Source organism: Corynebacterium sp. HMSC068G04 (assembly GCF_001814885.1).
Classification (GTDB): domain Bacteria; phylum Actinomycetota; class Actinomycetes; order Mycobacteriales; family Mycobacteriaceae; genus Corynebacterium; species Corynebacterium hiratae.
Window position 1 is genome coordinate 147,724 of sequence record NZ_KV818299.1, and the last position, 18,187, is coordinate 165,910.

The 18,187-nt window shown below is 62.6% G+C and carries 13 protein-coding genes and 2 pseudogenes; 5 read left to right on the forward strand and 10 right to left on the reverse strand.

From position 1 onward, the window contains the following. Positions 1 to 47: 47 nt before the first annotated feature. Genes HMPREF2993_RS03165 through HMPREF2993_RS03190 form a run of 6 tightly spaced genes read right to left on the reverse strand, consistent with a single transcriptional unit; the run spans position 48 to position 5,316 of the window. The gene (locus tag HMPREF2993_RS03165) at positions 48 to 512 is read right to left on the reverse strand and encodes a hypothetical protein (protein ID WP_070511170.1); all 465 of its coding nucleotides are present in this window, start codon (positions 510 to 512) and stop codon (positions 48 to 50) included. Beyond that, positions 512 to 1,879 (reverse strand): AAA family ATPase, encoded by a 1,368-nt coding sequence (locus HMPREF2993_RS03170; protein ID WP_168163150.1) that lies wholly within the window; start codon positions 1,877 to 1,879, stop codon positions 512 to 514. Before HMPREF2993_RS03170 ends, HMPREF2993_RS03165 begins: the two co-directional genes overlap by 1 nt. A 34-nt stretch (positions 1,880 to 1,913) precedes the next feature. Continuing rightward, the gene (locus tag HMPREF2993_RS03175; protein WP_070511172.1) at positions 1,914 to 3,089 is read right to left on the reverse strand and encodes a multidrug effflux MFS transporter; all 1,176 of its coding nucleotides are present in this window, start codon (positions 3,087 to 3,089) and stop codon (positions 1,914 to 1,916) included. Further along, positions 3,086 to 3,850 carry an ABC transporter permease gene (locus HMPREF2993_RS03180; RefSeq protein WP_070511174.1) on the reverse strand — a complete coding sequence of 255 codons (765 nt, stop codon included), beginning with the start codon at positions 3,848 to 3,850 and terminating at the stop codon, positions 3,086 to 3,088. Before HMPREF2993_RS03180 ends, HMPREF2993_RS03175 begins: the two co-directional genes overlap by 4 nt. Beyond that, positions 3,850 to 4,788, reverse strand: coding sequence for an ABC transporter ATP-binding protein (locus HMPREF2993_RS03185; protein WP_070511176.1), 939 nt, complete (start codon positions 4,786 to 4,788; stop codon positions 3,850 to 3,852). Before HMPREF2993_RS03185 ends, HMPREF2993_RS03180 begins: the two co-directional genes overlap by 1 nt. A 39-nt stretch (positions 4,789 to 4,827) precedes the next feature. Beyond that, a complete protein-coding gene (locus tag HMPREF2993_RS03190) occupies positions 4,828 to 5,316 on the reverse strand; it encodes an NUDIX domain-containing protein (RefSeq protein WP_070511178.1) in 489 nt (162 codons plus the stop codon). 84 nt (positions 5,317 to 5,400) lie between these two features. On the opposite strand from HMPREF2993_RS03190, the gene HMPREF2993_RS03195 reads away from it, so the two are divergent. The 3 genes and pseudogenes from HMPREF2993_RS03195 to HMPREF2993_RS03205 all read left to right on the forward strand — a co-directional run bounded on the left by HMPREF2993_RS03195 (position 5,401) and on the right by HMPREF2993_RS03205 (position 10,527). Next, positions 5,401 to 6,837 carry a hypothetical protein gene (locus HMPREF2993_RS03195; protein WP_070700959.1) on the forward strand — a complete coding sequence of 479 codons (1,437 nt, stop codon included), beginning with the start codon at positions 5,401 to 5,403 and terminating at the stop codon, positions 6,835 to 6,837. Further along, the gene (locus tag HMPREF2993_RS03200; RefSeq protein ID WP_070700961.1) at positions 6,837 to 7,928 is read left to right on the forward strand and encodes a glutamate ABC transporter substrate-binding protein; all 1,092 of its coding nucleotides are present in this window, start codon (positions 6,837 to 6,839) and stop codon (positions 7,926 to 7,928) included. The genes HMPREF2993_RS03195 and HMPREF2993_RS03200 overlap by 1 nt, the downstream gene beginning before the upstream one ends. After that, a pseudogene (locus HMPREF2993_RS03205) lies at positions 7,928 to 10,527 on the forward strand (tetratricopeptide repeat protein). The gene HMPREF2993_RS03200 and the pseudogene HMPREF2993_RS03205 overlap by 1 nt, the downstream one beginning before the upstream one ends. 40 nt (positions 10,528 to 10,567) lie before the next feature. Here HMPREF2993_RS03205 and HMPREF2993_RS03210 read toward each other — a convergent pair. Together HMPREF2993_RS03210 and pta are read right to left on the reverse strand one after the other, a co-directional pair. Further along, positions 10,568 to 11,788: an acetate kinase gene (locus tag HMPREF2993_RS03210; protein WP_070546227.1), complete on the reverse strand. Its 1,221-nt coding sequence runs from the start codon at positions 11,786 to 11,788 to the stop codon at positions 10,568 to 10,570. Next, entirely contained in the window at positions 11,789 to 13,153 is a 1,365-nt protein-coding gene (gene pta / locus HMPREF2993_RS03215; RefSeq protein ID WP_070700963.1) for a phosphate acetyltransferase, read from the reverse strand. A gap of 352 nt (positions 13,154 to 13,505) precedes the next feature. Here pta and HMPREF2993_RS03220 point away from each other — a divergent pair, with 352 nt between their 5' ends. Together HMPREF2993_RS03220 and HMPREF2993_RS03225 are read left to right on the forward strand one after the other, a co-directional pair. Further along, positions 13,506 to 15,611 carry a glucose PTS transporter subunit IIA gene (locus tag HMPREF2993_RS03220; protein ID WP_070700965.1) on the forward strand — a complete coding sequence of 702 codons (2,106 nt, stop codon included), beginning with the start codon at positions 13,506 to 13,508 and terminating at the stop codon, positions 15,609 to 15,611. Between the two features lie 115 nt (positions 15,612 to 15,726). Next, complete coding sequence (locus HMPREF2993_RS03225) at positions 15,727 to 16,554, forward strand: PRD domain-containing protein (RefSeq protein ID WP_070700967.1); 828 nt, start codon at positions 15,727 to 15,729, stop codon at positions 16,552 to 16,554. A 31-nt stretch (positions 16,555 to 16,585) separates the two neighbouring features. Here HMPREF2993_RS03225 and HMPREF2993_RS03230 read toward each other — a convergent pair whose 3' ends face one another. Next, on the reverse strand, positions 16,586 to 17,446 hold the full coding sequence (locus HMPREF2993_RS03230) for a class F sortase (protein ID WP_070700969.1): 861 nt from the start codon (positions 17,444 to 17,446) through the stop codon (positions 16,586 to 16,588). 209 nt (positions 17,447 to 17,655) lie between these two features. Continuing rightward, positions 17,656 to 18,187: pseudogene (locus HMPREF2993_RS13575) on the reverse strand (adhesin); the annotation flags it as partial.

Below are 18,187 nucleotides of genomic sequence, written 5' to 3' on the forward strand. Positions count from 1 at the left end.
GAGCACGCCCGCGAGCTCGATTTGCCTCGCCCTTGATTGGGCATGACCTATCCAGAATATGCACCCAGCGCCGCATCGTATGTCCACACTTCTGCGGTAATTCCGGTGGCGCGCTTATACAGCTCGCGCTCAGTCAGAATACAAAGGTCGCCGCCACCAACCTGCTGAGTCATCATATCCACCATTGATAGACCCGCACGGTGCCTTGAGACGAGCTCGGTGATGAACTCCTTGTTCCACTGAAAGTCATGCAGGATCCATGGGGCTTGTTGATGGGCGGTCAGCTCTAGCATCTGGGAAAATTTTTCCGCAATATTGCGCCTCACGTCGCCCTGCGGAAGCTGCGCAATGTGATTTCCGGTTTCAATCACCGCGGTAATCGGCAGGATGAACTTCGCGTTCTCACTTTGGCGTTCCGCAAAATCGATTTTGGCTTGTTCTTTAGCTTGGCATTTGTGAGGGATCGCAAGCAGGTTATCCAACACAGAGGTATCGATGAAGTAAACGCGCATCAGCCGATCCCAAAAAGCCGATTCATGTTCTCGAAACTAGTCTGCGTTTCGGTGTCATCGACTAATTCACCAGCGGTGACCGCAGCACCCAAGCTGTGCTTGGAAATGGATTCCACGAAATCCGGTAACTCCACCAAAGGCGAGAGCTCGCTTTGCCCGGTTCTGCTATCCCGGTAGCACACTGCTACCTGACCGTTTTTCTCCCCAGAAATCTGGTCCAAGATGGCAGGACTGTGGGTCGTGACAAGAACCTGCGAGTCATGTTTGCGTGCGGATTCGCTAAGCATCTGCATAACTCTTTGCGCCTGCGAAGGGTGGAGCCCGTTTTCCATTTCTTCGACGACAATTTGAGCTACTGGGTTCTCTACGTCATCACCAAGTTCAAGTGGCTGTTCGATATCCAAGTCCTTGGGCGCAGTTTTAAGCGCCGTTGCAATTGCGAGGAATCGGAGGAGACCATCGCTCATTTCACGAGCAGGCGTTCTTTCTTGCTTTCCATCTTCGAAGTGTTCCACGAGGGTCAGCATGACTTCGTCCAACGGGGAGTCAATAAAGTCCAGTGTGGAATCCACTCCAGTCACGTGAGCGGCCAGCTGCCCTAGCTCTTGGAAAGTCTTGGGGGAATCCTTGTGCAACTGCCACAGCACCGCCGAGAGGTTCTCACCGCTACGCTTCAGCTGCGTGCTCTTCCTTGGAACGTAATCCCGCATAAGGCTGGGGACTGGATCGAGGTGAAACACTGATCGAAGCGCCATGGACACAATCGACGCCCCTTTCAACACTGAATTCTCTGCACGGTTCTTTCCCGCAAGCACCGCTTTAATCTGTCCCAAGATAAGGCGAGAGTCACGCAAGAGTGTGGTGGGGTTTGCCCCACGCTTTCCGCTAAAAATTAACGTGTAGATCCCAGCTCGGTTGTCTGCTGCCGGCTGGGTCTTAAACAACTCTGCATCGCTAGTGCGGGTGCCGCTCTTTACGGAATATCCGGTACCCACGAGGCTTTCTTTGACAACACGCAACTCCGGATATACCTGAACCTCGACGTCATAGCGGTACGTATCTGTCCCAGATTCAACGGTACAGCCCAGTTCAAAGCTCTCGGTGCCATGCGGGGCGCAACCACGAGAGCCACCTCGGATCGGGCCGGTTTGGGTCATGCGCCCATCAAGTGCGTCTCCTAGTTCTGCCCCCGATGCCAAGCGGGACAAAACCTCCAGCCCATCCAAAGCATTCGACTTTCCAGAACTGTTTAGGCCAGTCAGAAAAGTGACTGGATGCAGAGTCAATACAGCATCTTGGAAGGACTTGAACTTGCTCAGGCGAAGCTCAGCGAGACGTGGGGTAGCCATGCGGCCAATAATACGCATGAACGCTCTCTGCGTTGTGCACATCTGTTGAACTTCACGCAGCTCCACGAGCCAGACGCGTGGACACCACGAGGCCGCACAGCGAGATGAAGCTGCAGCACACCATGCCGATGGCCATGGTCAGCGCGGCGTTCGAGCCCCAGCCCATGAGCGGGCTGATGGCACTGGCTAGCATGGACTGCCCAAAGCCCATGATCGCGGACACGCTGCCCGCCCGCGGGCGCATCAAACCCGTGGCCAAGGCGGTGGCGTTGCCCATAATGAAGCCGGTCGGTGCCACGCAAGCAAAAAGCACAATGAGGCAGACCCACACCGGGGCGCCGAGCAGTACCGCCAGCAGGAGGAGCACCCCGCAGACAAAGACACCGGTCACGCCGATGCGCAACATGACCGCCGGGGAGACCGAATCCATCGCCCGCGAATTCACCAGCGTGGCCGCAAAGAGGCCCACGGAGTTGATGCCGAAGATCAGCGAATAGCCCAGCGGTGAAAAGCCCCACTGTTCTTGCACCACGAAGGCCGAGGCGGAGATGTAACAAAACATCGAGCAGAAGCCGAAGGCCATGGTCACCAGGTAGCCCCAGACCCGGGCGTTAGTCAGCACCGCCCAGTAATTGCCCGCCACCGTGCGCAGCAACCCATCGCGAGAGCGGCCGCCCGCAGTTTCCGGGACGATAGCGATGGCCAGGACCAACTGCACCGCATGCAGCCCGGCAAGCACCCAAAAAATGCCGCGCCAGCCCAGCGGCTCCGCCAGGATGCCGCCCAGTACCGGGGCTACCGCAGGAGCGATACCTTGGAGCGCCATGAGCAGTGAATAGGCTTTCGCCGCCGCGGCACCATGCACGAGGTCCGGGACCACCGCGCGGGAGAGCACCACGCACGCACCGCCGCCGAGGCCCTGCAGCACGCGGGCCACGACGAGCACCGAGGCCGTCGGGGCCATCGCCGCTAACACGGAAGCCAGCAGAGCGAGAAAGGCGCCGGCGACAAGGAGGCGCTTGCGCCCGATGGCATCAGACAGCGGGCCCATGACGAGTTGGCCCATGCCCATGCCGACGAAGAAGCCCGAAATGGTCAGCTGCACCATGGCCCGGGTGGTGCCCAGATCGGCGACGATCTCCGGCATCACCGGCAGGTACATATCAGTAGCGAAGGGCGCTGTTGCGGACAACAGCGCCAACGTCGCCAGAAGCGGAAAAGGGATCACGCGTCGCGCTGCTCCAGCACGATAACGCCCAGGATCCACAGCACACCAGCCCAGCCGAAGAAGACGAGGGCCTCAAAGCCAATCGAGCTCCACGGGGCGTTCTCATCCACGTAGTCCAACGCCCAGTTCTGGAAAGCAGTAAACGGCATGAAGTGGATGATCTTATCTCCCACTACCGGGAGCAAACGCACCAAGTTTTCCAGGCCCATGTACAAGATGAGGGAAATCGCCACCGTGCCGGCGGTCTGCCGTAGCAGCAGACCCAGCCCCTGCACGAAGAGCACCGCGCCAAAGGCCGCGATGGGGAAGGCCCACAGCATGTGCTTGCCGTCGTCGCTGGAGAAAGGCTGGAAGGCCTCCGCCGCGGATTCGTTTGCCGTGAGATCCGCCAACACGAAGATGTACACCAATCCCAAGAAGGCGATGACAGCCGCAATCACGCCGTACACCACCAGTTTGGCGCAGGCCACGCTCCAGCGATTCGGGTTGGCCAAGAAGGTGAGGGATTGCGTCTTGTAGCGGTACTCCGTGGTCACCATCATCGCGCCCTGGATCATCATGATCGGCACGCCCATGAGCAGGAGGACGGAGGCCAGGCTCATCGGCTGCAGCGGGCTAATGCCGAGCACCGCCTCCCCCGCGTTGAGCGAGTTCAGCAGCGTCCAGCCGGTCACGATGAGGAAGATGAGCGCGGTGGTCCACCAGAAGGACTTCGTCGTGCGCAGCTTCGTCCACTCCGCGTGAACAGTGTTGAAAAACATTAGAACTGGGCCCCTTTCTGCGGTGCCTCCGCTTGGTACTGCACCGCGCGATCCGTCATGGCCACATAAGCCTCCTCCAGTGAGGCGCGGTGGAGGGTCAATTCCGTCAGCGGCACTCCCGTGGAATAGGCCAGCTTGCCCACGTAGTCTGTGGTCTGGTGAGGGATCACCAGCGTCGGGCGCTGCTCTTCATCGACCGACTCGCGGAAGGTCACTCCAGCCTCCTTGAGCGCCGAGCCGAACTCGCGCAGGTGCTCCGAACGCACCACAACCGAAGCGCTGGAGTTTTCCTTCACAAAGTCATAGGTGCGCTGATTGGCCAAGAGCCTGCCGCGGCCAATGACCACCAAGTGGTCCGCCGTCTGCGCCATCTCCGCCAGCAGGTGGGAGGAGATGAGCACCGTGCGGCCTTCTGCCGCCAGCGCCCGCACGAGCGAGCGCACCCAGCGAATACCTTCCGGATCCAAGCCGTTGACCGGCTCGTCCAGGATCAGCACGCCCGGATCCCCCAGCAGTGCGGCAGCCAGGCCGAGGCGCTGGCCCATACCGAGGGAGAAGCCGCCGGCCTTCTTGCCAGCAACATCAGCCAGCCCCACCAGGCCCAGCACCTCATCGACGCGGGAGGTAGGGATACCGTTGGCCTGCGCCATCCACAACAGGTGGTTGGCAGCGGTGCGGTTGGCGTGGACCGCTTTGGCGTCGAGAAGCGCGCCCACCTCACGCAGCGGGTTCTTCAGCTCGCGGTAGCGCTTGCCGTGCACCAGAGCGGTGCCAGCGGTGGGCTTGTCCAAGCCCAGGATCATGCGCATCGTCGTTGATTTTCCAGCGCCGTTGGGCCCCAGAAAGCCGGTCACTTGGCCCGGCTCCACCTGGAAGGTGAGGTCATCGACGGCGCGGACAGACTTGTACTGTTTGGTCAGTCCGGCTACTTCAATCATGTCCTACAGCGTGCCACAGGTTCCTGCCGCGCGCCTGTATCACCTGGTGATGTCTTCCCAGTACTTCAACAACCGCGGCAGCGCTTCCCGGAAGGGCGCTAAGAGTTCTAGCTCTTCTACCTGGTTAAACGGGACCCAGCGCAGCTCGGCGGATTCTTCGTTAGCGGTCGTGGCCAAGCGCTGCCCCGAGACCGTCCGCGCCAACACCGTGGTATAGGTCCAGCCTTCCTCGAAGGGCCCGGCAGTGACGATGGCATCCAGCACCTCAACGTCTGCCGGCGAGATTCCGGTTTCCTCCTCCGTCTCCCGCAGCGCGGCCTGCTCCGGCGACTCCGGCTTATCCCGCGCCCCGCCCGGGATTCCCCAGGTCCCGCCGTTATTCGTCCACGTCGCGCGATGCTGGAGCAGTACCTCATCCCCCGCCACGAGGAAGAGACCAGCTGCTCCAAACTTGCCCCACACCGGCACCCCGCCCGGGCCCTTCGACCAGCCATCACCGGAAAGTTCTGGGTTAACGCGTGCACACATGCCTTACACGATACGCGACAAACTCCCCGCGCCAACGCCCCCGAAATCATCGCGCGAGGCGCACGAGAGCGCTATCCTAAGGGAATGACCGGCCCGGCCACCGAACTGCGCGAGCACTCCCCCGAATCATGGGGCGATCATTGGCTCGATGACGTCACCGAGCCCTCCGCGCCGGTTTTTAGCCGCCCCACGCAGCTGGCGATGAGCTCCTTCGCCGGCCCCGCGCGCGTCATCCGGCGCCTCTATAGCTTCGCCATCACCACTCCCGGCAAGTTGTTTACGGTTACCTTAATTCTCACCGTAGCGCTCGCAGCAGCCGGCTTTTCCATGTCCTCTTCCTCGGCCGCGCGCCACGATGATCTGGACACACTGCTGGCCTCCACCGAGCCGATGTCCAACGCGGCGCACCACCTCTACACCAACCTGTCTTTGGCCGATACCGTCGCCACCACCGGCTTCGTCCAGGCAGGCGTGGAGCCGGAGGATAACCGCGACCGCTATAACGAGGCCATCGACGCCGCCTCCGTCGCCGCCACGCAGGCCATCGTCGGCACCTCCGCCGAAGATGAACGCGTGCGCGAGCTCGTCACGTTTATCCAGCGCAAGCTGCCGGTCTACACCGCCCTGGTGGAAAAGGCCCGCGTCAATCACCGTGCGGGCCACGCCGTGGCGAACTCCTACATGTCCAATGCCTCGGCGCTCATGCGCACCCAGATTCTCCCCGCCGCCGCGGAGCTGTTCACCCTGACCTCGGCGAAGGTGACCCAGCAACAACAGCGCCTAACCCGCCCGCAGTGGGTGCCGCTTTCGGGCCTGGTCGCGGCGATCATTTTCCTCGGCTTGGCGCAGTGGTGGCTGTGGCGGCTGACCCGCCGCCGCTTCAACCGGGGTTTCGTGGTGGCCACGGGACTGTTGTTCCTGGCGCTGGTGTGGGCCGCTGGCTCCAACTTCGCCACGTGGGCCTCCGGCCACCAAGGCTTCGAGACGGTGTCGCGCCCCTGGGATTCGCTGACCGCCTCGCGCATTGAGGCCCAGCAGATGCGCACCTCCGAGACCCTGGCGCTGGTCCTGCGCTCCTCCCAACAGGACATGTCCGTGCACTTTAACTCCACGGTGTACTCGGTGGACCGGGCCCTGCGGGACTATGAGCAGGCGCTTGACGACGACGACTTCCCCTCCTCCGATCCTTCCTTGATTCCTCGCGCCAAGGAGGCCTTGGAGGATTGGAAAACCACGCACGATGCTTTCATGGAGGATCTCTCCATGGGCCACTACGATGCCGCGCTCTACCAAGCCACCGCCATCGATCCGGACGGCGACCCGACCGCCGCCAGCGCCTTCAATGCCGTGGATAACTCCCTGGCCGCGCTCATCGACCAAGCCCGCGACGCCATGCGCACCTACCTGGTTCAGGGACTCAACGCCATGACCATGGTGTCTACCGGCGTCCTCCTAGCCACGTTCGGCGCGATTATCGCCGTGTGGCTGGGTATCCGCCCCCGCCTGCAGGAGTACCTGTGATGCGCCGCCGAACCGACCACCGCCAGCACGCCACTGCGGCCGTGCTGCTGCTCAGCGCCGCCGTGGCACTCAGCGCTTGCGAGCCGGAGCCGCCCAGCACGCCGGATCCGATCCTGCCCTCCAGCGCGGATCTCAACTCCCCCCCGGGGCCGCCGCTGCCGGAGGACGCCATCATCGAACCCGCCGGCACGGGAGAGGTGTCCAAGCAAAGCACCGCGGACGTTTACGGCTCCTACCGCCCGGACGATAAGAAGCCGGAGGAGCGCGTGCCCAACATCCTGGCGCGCGGCCGGCTCATCGTGGGCGTGGACCGCTCCAATAACCTGCTCAGCTACCGCGATACCGCCAGCGGCGAGGTCCGCGGATTCGAGGTCGATATCGCCCGCGAAATCGCCCGCGATATCTTCGGGGATCCCGACAAGGTGGACTTCCGCTTCGTGGAGGCCTCCGACCGCGCTCGTGCACTGAATGATCGCACGGTGGACATGGTCATCCGCACCATGACGATTAGCCCCGAGCGCCAGCGCGAAGTGGCCTTCTCCATTCCGTATATGCAGACGGATGCGCGGTTGCTGGTGCTGAAGAACTCGGGCATCCATTCCATCGCGGAGGCCGCCGGGCTAACGTTGTGTGCGGCGAAAGGTTCCACCATGGTGGACGCGATACGCAAGCACTCGCCGTCTTCCGATATTTTGGAGACCCGCGCCTGGGGCGATTGCCTCATGGCGCTGCAGCTGGGCCAGACGGATGGCATCGTCGTGGATGACGCCCTGCTGTCCGGCATGCTGGCGCAGGATAAATACACTGAGATTGTCGGCGATCCTTTGGAAAGCCAGAGCTATGGCGTGGCCGTGCGCAAGCCCGATGCCTCCTATGACTCGCGCCCGCTCATCCGCCAGATCAACTCCACGCTGGAGCGCATCCGCCGCGACGGCACCTGGCAGGAGCTCTTCAATACCTGGCTGGGGAATTACATGGAGCAGCCCGTGCTCCCGGAACCGAAGTACCTCAACGAGACTCCGCCTGCCGAGGAATCACAGCCGAGTTCGGCAGCCAAGGACCAGCCCGGCGAGAAGAAGGAGGGACAATAATGTCGCACCGCTTCACCGAGGATGAGCTCGATCACCTCACGCCCGAAGAGCACGAGGACGCTCAGCCCGACGCCGCCACCGACGCCACTAACGACGCCACCCAAGCCGTGCGCTTCGATCCCTTCGCGGATGACGATGACGACTATTCGGAGGACCACCACCTCAGCGTCTCCCCCTCAGATTCGCACAGCGCGGGAACAGCAGCTGCCGGCGCCGCCGACGCCGAAGCCTCCGACCGCACCGCCGCCGTGCCCTTTGATCCCTTCGCGGATGACGATGACGATGACTACGAGGCCGCCACCGGCGCCCGCCTCTCCCCCGCGAATCGCGTGGGCACGAGCGGCACGGCGACGGGCCAACCCGACGATGGCGAATACGTCGACTCGGACAATATCGCCGCGCTCATCGAGGAGCTGGGGCAGCTGCGTGATCGCCGCAAAGCAGAGGACCCCTCGCAAGCCTCGCGGCGCCGCGCGCTCGATACCTTCCGCCAGCGCCGCAGCACCAAGCGCACCGACCGCGAAGTGGCCGATGGCATGGCCACCTTGCCCTTCGTTGTCCCGGGCAACCCGCGCGACGCGCTCATCGATCCCAAGGATGCGCCCCGCGCCGCCCCACCGCAGCTCAAGCCGGGCGACATGGTGGCCGGCCAGTACGAGATCTTGGGCGTGCTCGCGCATGGCGGGCTGGGCTGGATTTACCTGGCCAACGACCACTTCGTCTCCGGGCGCATCGTGGTGCTCAAGGGCATGCAATCCACCAACTCCGCCGAGGAGACCGCCACCGCGGAGGCGGAGCGTGAGTTCCTCGCGGACATCACGCACCCGAATATCGTGAAGATTTTCAACTTCATCGATGACCCCCGCGTGCCCGGTGGCTTCATCGTCATGGAGTACGTCGGCGGCCCCTCACTCAAGCAGCGCCGCAACGACCAGGCCACTGACCGCTTCCCGGTCGACACGGCGATTGCCTATATCCTCGAAATCCTGCCCGCCCTGGACTACCTCCATGCCCGCGGCGTGGTCTACAACGATTTGAAGCCCTCCAACATCATCGTCACCGAGGACCAGGTCAAGCTCATCGACCTAGGCGCGGTCTCCGGCATCGGCGCCTTCGGCCACATCTACGGCACGCAGGGTTTCCAGGCCCCCGAGATCGCCACGCAGGGCCCCTCGGTGGCCAGTGATATTTACACCATCGGCCGCACACTGGCCTGCCTGACGCTGAAGCTGCCGGTGGAGGATGGCGTCTACAAGCCCGGCCTGCCTTCCCCCACGGAGGAGCCGCTGCTGCGCCGCTACCTCTCCTTCTACCGCCTGCTCTTGCGCGCCACAGATCCGGACCCACAGCAGCGCTTTGCGTCGGTCTCCGAGCTGCGCGACCAGCTCTTCGGCGTCCTGCGCGAGGTCATCGCGCTGCGCGATGGCATCCAGCACCCGGCCCAGCACTCGGTGTTCTCCCCGCAGCGTACGACCTTCGGCACGAAGCACCTGGTCTTCCGCACGGATCAGCTCATCGACGGCATCGACCGCACCGTCCGCATCACCGCCCCCGAAGTGGTCTCCGCGCTGCCCATCCCGCTCATCGTCCGCTCCGACATCGGTGCCCCGCTGCTGCAGGGTTCCTCTTACACGGAGCCGCAGGAAGCGCTGGAAACACTTCGCCAGGCCATGAAGGCGCCGGAGTATGAGGAATCCGCGGAGATTCCACTCGGCGTAGTGCGCGCCATGATTGACTTGGGCTACATCGGCCAGGCCCGCGAGTGGCTGAATTCAATCGAAGACCGCCTGGGGAGGGACTGGCGTTTCCACTGGTACTCGGGCGTGACCGAGCTGCTTTTGGATAAGTACCGCGAGGCCCAGGCCCACTTCGCCCACGTCCTCGACGTGCTGCCTGGTGAGGCTGCCCCCAAGCTGGCCATCGGCGCGGTCAATGAGCTCATCCTGCAGCAGCTAGGTTTTTCGGAAGCCGCGCTTATCGACGCTGCCGTTGCCCGCGCCTGCGCCAACCTCACCACCTCGCTCGCGGATCTGCCCAACGATGCTTTTGAGGATCAGCCCGGCATCTGGGACCACGTCACCGATGATCCGGCCCACCTGCGTTTCAACTCGCTGCGCCTCTACGGCATCGTGTGGGCGACGAACCCGACGACGGTCTCCTCCGCCTTCGGCTTGGCCCGCCAGCTGCGCGCCGAGCACCAAGTTGAGCTCGCCGTAGCCACCTTGGATAAAGTCCCCAACGCCTCGCGCCACCACCGCATGGCCCGCTTGACCACGGTTCTGCAGCTCATCGTCCACGATCTCTCCGAGTCCCGCATCCGGCGTGCTGCCCGCCGCCTGGAGGAGATTCCGCAGAACGAGCCGCGCTTCTTGCAGATCAAGATCGCGGTCATCTCCGCCGGGCTGACCTTCCTGCGCGAATCAGACCTCAATGCTGCGGCCTCCCCCAACGATCTCTTCGAGTTCCCCTTCACCCAGCGCGGCCTGCGCTACGGCCTGGCGGACACCCTTCGGGCACTGGCCCGCCAGGCCCCTTCGCCCGCCACCGCTATGCACTGGTGGACCTGGCCAACAAGGTCCGCCCAGTCACGATGTTCTAGCCGCCAGCGCTACCGGCCGGCGGCATAGCCGACGCCCGGCTTAGTACAGCCCCGCCTCCCGAGCCATGGCGGCCACCTCCGCGGACTTCTGCGCGATGGCCAGCTCCTCATTCGTCGGCACCACGAAGACCTTGACCTGGGAATCCGCGGTCGAAATCATGCGCGGCTCCTTGGAGCGCACCAGGTTGGCTTCCTTGTCGAAGTCAATGCCGTACATGTCCAGGTTGTACAGCGAATCCTGGCGGACCTCGGTATCGTTCTCACCCACGCCGGCGGTAAACGTAATCGCATCCACACGGCCCAGCGCAATCATGTACGCACCAATGAAGCGGCGCAGCTGGTGAATGTAGATGTTGTAGGCCAGCCAGGCGTCCTGGTCCTCGTTGTTAATGCGCTCGCGCAGCACGCGGAAATCGTTCACACCCGCAATGCCCTTCACACCGGAGCGCTTGTTCAGCAAGTCATCAATCTCATCGATGGACATCCCTGCCTCACGCGAGAGGTGGAAGATGATACCCGGGTCAATATCGCCCGAGCGCGTGCCCATGGCCAAACCTGCCAACGGGGTCAGGCCCATCGAGGTATCAATCGGGCGGCCGTTGCGAATCGCCGCCGCCGAAGCACCGTTGCCCAGGTGCAGCGTGATCTGGTGGACGTGGCCCGGGTCGCGGTCCAAGAGCTTCGGCACCTGCTGCGAGACGAACTCGTGGGAGGTTCCGTGAAAGCCGTAGCGGCGGATATCGTACTGCGAGGCCACATCGTTATTGATGGCATAGAGCGCGGCCGCCGGCGGCATGTGGTTGAAGAAGGCCGTATCGAAGACCGCCACGTGCGGGATCTCCGGCAGCAGCTTGCGCGCCACGCGGATGCCATCCAGGTTCGCCGGGTTGTGCAGCGGCGCGAGCGGGATGAGGTCCTCGATCATGGACTCGATCTGGTCCACGATGAGCTGCGGCTCGCTAAATAGGCGCCCGCCGTGCACCACGCGGTGGCCCACGGCGATGACCTCGACATCCGTCGGGCCCACACCGTGCTCGTGCATGATGCTAAACGCGCGGTCCAAGCCGAAGGAGTGGGTGGGAATCTCCAGCTCTTCCTTGAACTCCTCACCGCCCGTCTTGACGGTCACCGCGCCCTGCGGCTCGCCGACCTGCTCCACCAAACCGGAGACCAACGGCGTATCCGTGGCCGAGCTTTCCGGGTCCACCAACTGGAATTTAACCGAGGAGGACCCCGAGTTGAGAACGAGTACGTACGCCATCTACTTCACCCCTGCCTGAATTGCGGTAATAGCCACCGTGTTGATGATGTCCGGAACGGTCGCGCCACGCGAAAGATCATTGACCGGCTTGTTCAGGCCCTGCAGAATCGGGCCCACCGCCAATGCACCACCGGTGCGCTGCGCCGTCTTATAACCAATGTTGCCGGCCTCCAGATCCGGGAAGACGAAGACCGTGGCCTTACCCGCAACGTCAGAGTCAGGCGCCTTCTTGGCGGCCACGCCGGGGTCGCACGCAGCGTCGAACTGCAGCGGACCGTCCACGGCCACAGAAGAGTCGATACCGCGGGCCGTTTCCACGGCCTGCGCCACCTTCTCGACGTCCGGGCCCGCGCCCGAGGTGCCCGTGGAGTAGGACAGCAGCGCCACGCGCGGGTCTAGGCCGAACTGTGCTGCGGTCTGCGCGGAGACGATGGCGATCTCGCCGAGCTGTTCCGGGGTCGGGTTCGGGTTCACCGCGCAGTCGCCGAAGGCCCACAGGCGGCCCGGCATCACCATGAGGAAGATGGAGGAGACCACGGAGGCCTCCGGCTTGGTCTTAATAATCTGGAAGGAAGGCTTAATGGTGTGCGCCGTGGTGTGCGCCGCGCCGGAGACCATGCCATCGGCCAAGCCCTTGTGCACCATCATCGTGGCGAAGTAGGACACGTCCTTCATGGTCTCGCGCGCCTGCTCCAGCGTCACGCCCTTCTTCTTACGCAGCTCCGCGAAGTCCGCGGCGAATTCCTCCACCAGCGGGGATTCCAGGTGGTTAATGATGTCCACTCCGGACAGGTCGATCCCAAGTTCCTGGGCGCGCTTCTCGACGTTCCCATCACCCAGAATCGTCAGCTTCGCCACCTTGCCCTTGATGAGCTCACCCGCAGCCTGAAGGACGCGGTCATCCTCGCCCTCCGGCAAAACGATGTGCGCTCCGACCTCGCGGGCCTGGTCCAGCAGCTGCTTCTGGAAGAGCTCGGCGGACATATAGGGCTCGATCTCCTCCAGGGAAGAAATCGCACCGGGAACCGAGGAGACGTCGGTCAACGCGCCGACCACCGTAGCGCCCACAGAGCGCGCGTGGCCCAGCGCCAACTCCGCCGCGCGGGCGGGCGCGTTAGAAATCAGGACAAAGGGCAGGCCCAGGGCGGCCGCGGCCTTGGCATCAAAATCCATGACGCCGGTGCCCTGGAGGACCAGGTTGCCCGCGGGGGCATTTTCCAGAACCTCGCTGAGCGTGGTACCCAGGTCATCGACCTGGGCGAAGGTGGCCCCCAGTTCCTGAGCCACAGCAGCAACGTCCAATCCGTCGAAGCCGCGCCCGATGACGCTAATAAAGGCGGAATTCCGTGAGGACTTGGCGGTCATGAGAAACCTTTCTCTGCTTAGAAAGCGTGTACCCGGGCTCACAAACTGGGCACACAGTGACACTACGACACTTTCACAGTACGGGAACGCACCCCTTCGCGCCGCCAAAGTGAGGCTTCATATCCCAACGTTGCAGGCCAACAACTCCCCACACCGCCATAGAGTGCGGTATCCCACAGAAACTTGCCCCTCGTGACCACTTCGGAGTAGGGTCCTAACCAGGATTGTTACTTCGGGCAAGACCTAGGCTCCCCACTCTTAGCCGTGTGGGGATGGTTCGCTATGAACCATTGTGGCCTAGGTCTTTTGTGGTTTTTAGCTACAGTGCCTGCCTACTCTCGAAAGGATTCTCATGTCGACAGAGACTCGCTCGGCAGCCGAAGCCATCCTGGATGGCATCGGCGGAGCGGAGAACATCACCTCTTTCACGCACTGTGCCACGCGCCTGCGCTTCGAGCTGGCTGATGCCTCCAAAGCCGATAAGGAAGCACTCGAATCTATCCCCAAGGTCATGGGCGCTGTGCCCCAGGGTGGCCGCAACTACCAGGTCGTCATCGGCGGCGACGTGGCCACGGTCTATGACGAGATCAACGCTCTGCCACAGATGAAGAAGGCTGGTGCGTCTACCGGCCGCTCCAACGATGACGTCAAGGCTGCTGCCCGTTCCAAGGCTAAGGGCAAACTGCCGTGGATGGATACCTTCTTCGAGTACCTCTCGGATTCCTTCCGCCCCATCCTGGGCGTGCTGCTGGGCGCCTCCCTGGTTATTGCCTTCGCCGCAGTGCTGGATGCGCTAGGCATCGTCGACTTCCGCGCTGAGGATAAGCCAGCCTCCTGGCTTTTCGTCGACGCCATGTGGCGTTCCGTCTTCTTCTTCCTGCCCGTCATGGTGGCCTATAACGCCGGCAAGAAGCTGCGCATCGACCCCTGGGTCCCCGCTGCGGTCATGTTCGCGATGTTCACCCCGGAGTTCACCGGCCTCGCCGACAACCCAGCCGTCCAATGCGTGACCAACGAGACGCTGTCTGCGGAGCAGTGCTCCATCGATATCTTCGGCCTGCCAATGCAGCTGCAGGACTACGGCGGAAATGTCTTCGTCCCGCTCATCATGGCCGCCGTCGCAGCGCTCTTCTACAAGGGTTTCCAGAAGCTCATCCCCTCCGCAGTCCACATGGTCTTCGTTCCCTTCCTGACCCTGATTTTCCTCATCCCGCTAACGGCCTTCATCATTGGACCCTTCGGCGTATGGGCCGGTAACGGCATTGGCGCTGGCCTGTCCTGGCTCAATGACAACGCACCGTTCGTCTTCGCTCTGGCCATCCCGATGCTCTACCCGTTCCTGGTCCCGCTGGGTCTGCACTGGCCGCTCAACGCCCTCATGCTGGTCAACATCCAGACCTTGGGCTACGACTTCATCCAGGGCCCGATGGGCGCATGGAACTTTGCCTGCTTCGGCGCTACCGCCGGTGTGCTGGCCCTGTCCATCCGTGACCGCGACACCGTAATGCGCCAGACCTCCGGCTCTGCACTTCTGGCTGGCCTGCTGGGCGGTATTTCCGAGCCTTCCCTTTACGGTATCCACCTGCGCTACAAGCGCATCTACCCGCGCATGCTGGTGGGCTGCTTCGCCGGTGGCCTGACCGTGGCCCTGCTGACCCTGGGCTCCAACGGCATCACGACGAATGCCTTCGTCTTCACCTCACTGCTGACCATCCCGGTCTTCACCCCGATGGCCAAGTACGCCATTTCCATCGCAGTGGCTTTCTTCGTTGCATTCCTGCTCATCCTTTTCACCGACTACCGCACCCCGGAGGAGCGCGCTGAGGCCAAGGCCGCCCGCGAGGCCGCCGAGAAGGCCGAGCTCGACAACGCCAACAACGCCACGCTTGCCGACGCCCCCGCATCCGCAGGCACCGCTGCTGCCGGCGCCGGCGCTGGCGCTGCCACCGCAACCGCCACCAAGGCAGACGCACCGGCCCAGGCCGCTGAGCCTGCCGCTGGCACCACCACCGACATCGCCTCGCCGGCCGCCGGCAAGGTCGTCCCGATGGCAGAAATCGATGACCCGGTCTTCTCCGCTGGAACGCTCGGCGATGGCGTCGGCATCGTTCCTGAAGGCAACGACGTCTACTCCCCGGTAAGCGGCACGATCGTCAGCGCCATGAAGTCCGGCCACGCCTACGGCATCAAGACCGAAGACGGCGTGGAGGTCCTCGTCCACATCGGCATCAACACCGTGAAGATGAAGGGCGAGGGTTTCGCTCCGGCCGTCAAGAAGGGCGACACCGTCAAGCAGGGTGAGCTGTTGGCCACCGTTGACTTCGACAAGGTCAAAGCAGCTGGCTACGACACCACCATCGTCCTGGCCGTAACCAACACCAAGGCGCTGTCCGCCGTCACCCCGGCTGGCCTCAACCACGCCTCCGCCGGCGATACGGTCATCACCACGACCCGCTAAAGCACCCGCTAGGGAACCTTTAGCCCCCGTTTAACACACCCTGACTAAGCTGGCTCGATGTATCCACCATCGTGGCCGGCTTTAGTCGTTTTAATCTCAACCAGAAAGGTGCCTTGTGCAACTGTTGCGAGTGTTCAATAACAACGTCGTGCTCGCACGGCGCGGCGCGGAGGACGTCATTGTCACCGGCCGCGGCATTGGTTTCCAGGCAAAGCCGGGCACTGAGGTTGACCCGACCAAGGTGGTGAAGGTCTTCGTTCCCGACTCTGGCCGCGACCCGGATCACCTAGCCGCCATGATCGCCGGCATCCCCGGCGAGTACGTGCAACTGATCATCGACGCCATGCACTCCGTGGACATGTCTGAGGCACTGCGCAGCAAGCTCACGCTGGTCGTGGCGATTGCGGACCACATCCACGGCGCTGTCAGCCGTGGCAACACGGTGTCTTATCCCCTCGAGGCTGAGGTCCGCCACCTCTACGCCGAGGACTTTAGCCTCGCGCAGAAGTTGCTCACCACCATCAACAGTGGCCTACACACACCACTGGCTGCCGACGAAGCCGTGGCCATTACCCTGCACCTGGTCAACGCCGGCTTCGCGGTAGGAGACCTTTCCGGCACCTACCGCATGACGGGGCTGATTCAGCAGATCCTGGCCGTCATCGGCTCCCACAACGGCACGGAGCTCAACAGCGAAGACATTTCCGTCGCCCGCTTCATCACGCACCTGCGTTACCTGTTTGTGCGCATGGCGGAGCACCAGCAGCTCGACTCTGACGACCGCCAAGTAGCCACTGCTATCTCCGCGCGCTACCCCGATGCCGTCGAGACCGCCCAGATGGTGGCCAACCTTATTGAGCTGCGCCTCGACAGCGCCCTAACCCCCGATGAGGTCTCCTACTTGACGCTGCATATTGCCCGCCTGCAGGAGGCCTCCGCCTAAGCCATTCACCGGCTTAGACCGCTGCGACAGCTTAAGCCGCCGGTGCCTCAGCAGGTGCCTCAACGCCACCCTCTACCGGTGCCTCAGCGCCCTCCACCGGCGCCACCGGCTCCGCCACGGTGATGATGTTGTCTTCGTAGCCAAGCTGACCACCCACAAACTTGCCGCCACAGGTGATGAGGACCAGACGGTTCTCTCCCTGCGTGTCATTGACCACGTCCGGGAAACCCGCGCCCTTCTGCAGGCGGTACGGCGCCTCAGTCACGCGGAATCGGCGCTCCTCACCATCGATGAAGACGGTGAATTCCTGCCCTTGCTCCAGGGTGGTGAACTTCTCTGCGAAGCCCGTGCCTTGGCCTTGGTAGTTGATGTGACCGGTAATAACGCTGGAACCCACCGGACCAGCCTCGCCCGGCACTGCCGACGCGGAGTACCAGCCCAAGCGCTGTACATCGTGCGGGGGAATCAGCATGCCGGTATCAGTGACCTGAATCGGGTCCACGGCCGCAAACTCATCGTTAATGCCCAAGGACATCGCGCCAAAGCCCCGGAACTCACCCGGTGCTGGCTCCACCTCGTGTTCCTGCTCACCCGAGTCATCCACGAAAGGATCATTGTTCGTTGTCGGCGCTTCAGCTTCAACGCTCTGCGAGGTTGACGTCTGTTCCTCAGCCGCATTCGTCTCCGCGGAATCGTCTTCACTGCGGCCCGCATAGAGCACTAGCTGTACGACAACCAAGATAATCGCGATGAGCGCTGCAATACCGATGAGCAGCTTCTTATTGCTCTTCTTCCCATCGCCTACCGGCTGCGCTTCGCTGGCGCGGTGTTCAGATGCAGAGGACTCACCGGGATACTCCGGGATACTGTTCTTTTCGCCATCATCAGTCATTTTCTATTCCTCGCTCCTAGCTTCTACGTTCTAGCTTCTGAGATTTAACTTATAAAAGTATTGGCTCTAGTTATTCGCTTTAAACAATAGACTAAAAATCAGACGACGAATCCCCTCCAGCGTTTACGCCCTGGAGGGGATTGTCATCATTGCTCTCTGCGCCTTACCAACCCCAACCGGTGAGGGCTGGGATGGTGTTGCAGTTTGGACTACTTGATGAAGTCCTTCATGCCTGGGTCAAGCTTCGTCGCACCGGAAGGTACGTGCTTGATCTCCACGCGCTCTGCGTTGGACGGCAGCGGCTGACCGGAGTCCTCCGGCGGAGTTGCGTCCAGGACGGTGACCTCGCGGTCATCGCGGCCGGTGTTGTCACCAGTCTGCTCGGACGGTTCACCAGCGTTGTCACCGGTGGACTCACCATGGTCACCGCCACGGCCGTTGTCCTCGATGACCTCAGCGTTGTGGTCGCCATCGTGGCCACCATCATGTCCACCGTCACCGCTATTGCCACCATCAATGATGAGCTTGATGAGGCCCAGACCCGGGATGAGCAGCAGCCACCACGGCAGATCGGACTTCTTCGAGCTGCCATCGTTGTCGTCCTTATCCTTACCGTCGCCGTCATCCGGAGTCTCGGTCGTGGACTCAGACGGCTCGTCACCCGGCTTATTCGGAGTCGTTTCCTCACCCGGGTTATTCGGAGTGGTCGCCTCACCCGGCTGGTTCGGGGTGGTCTCCTCA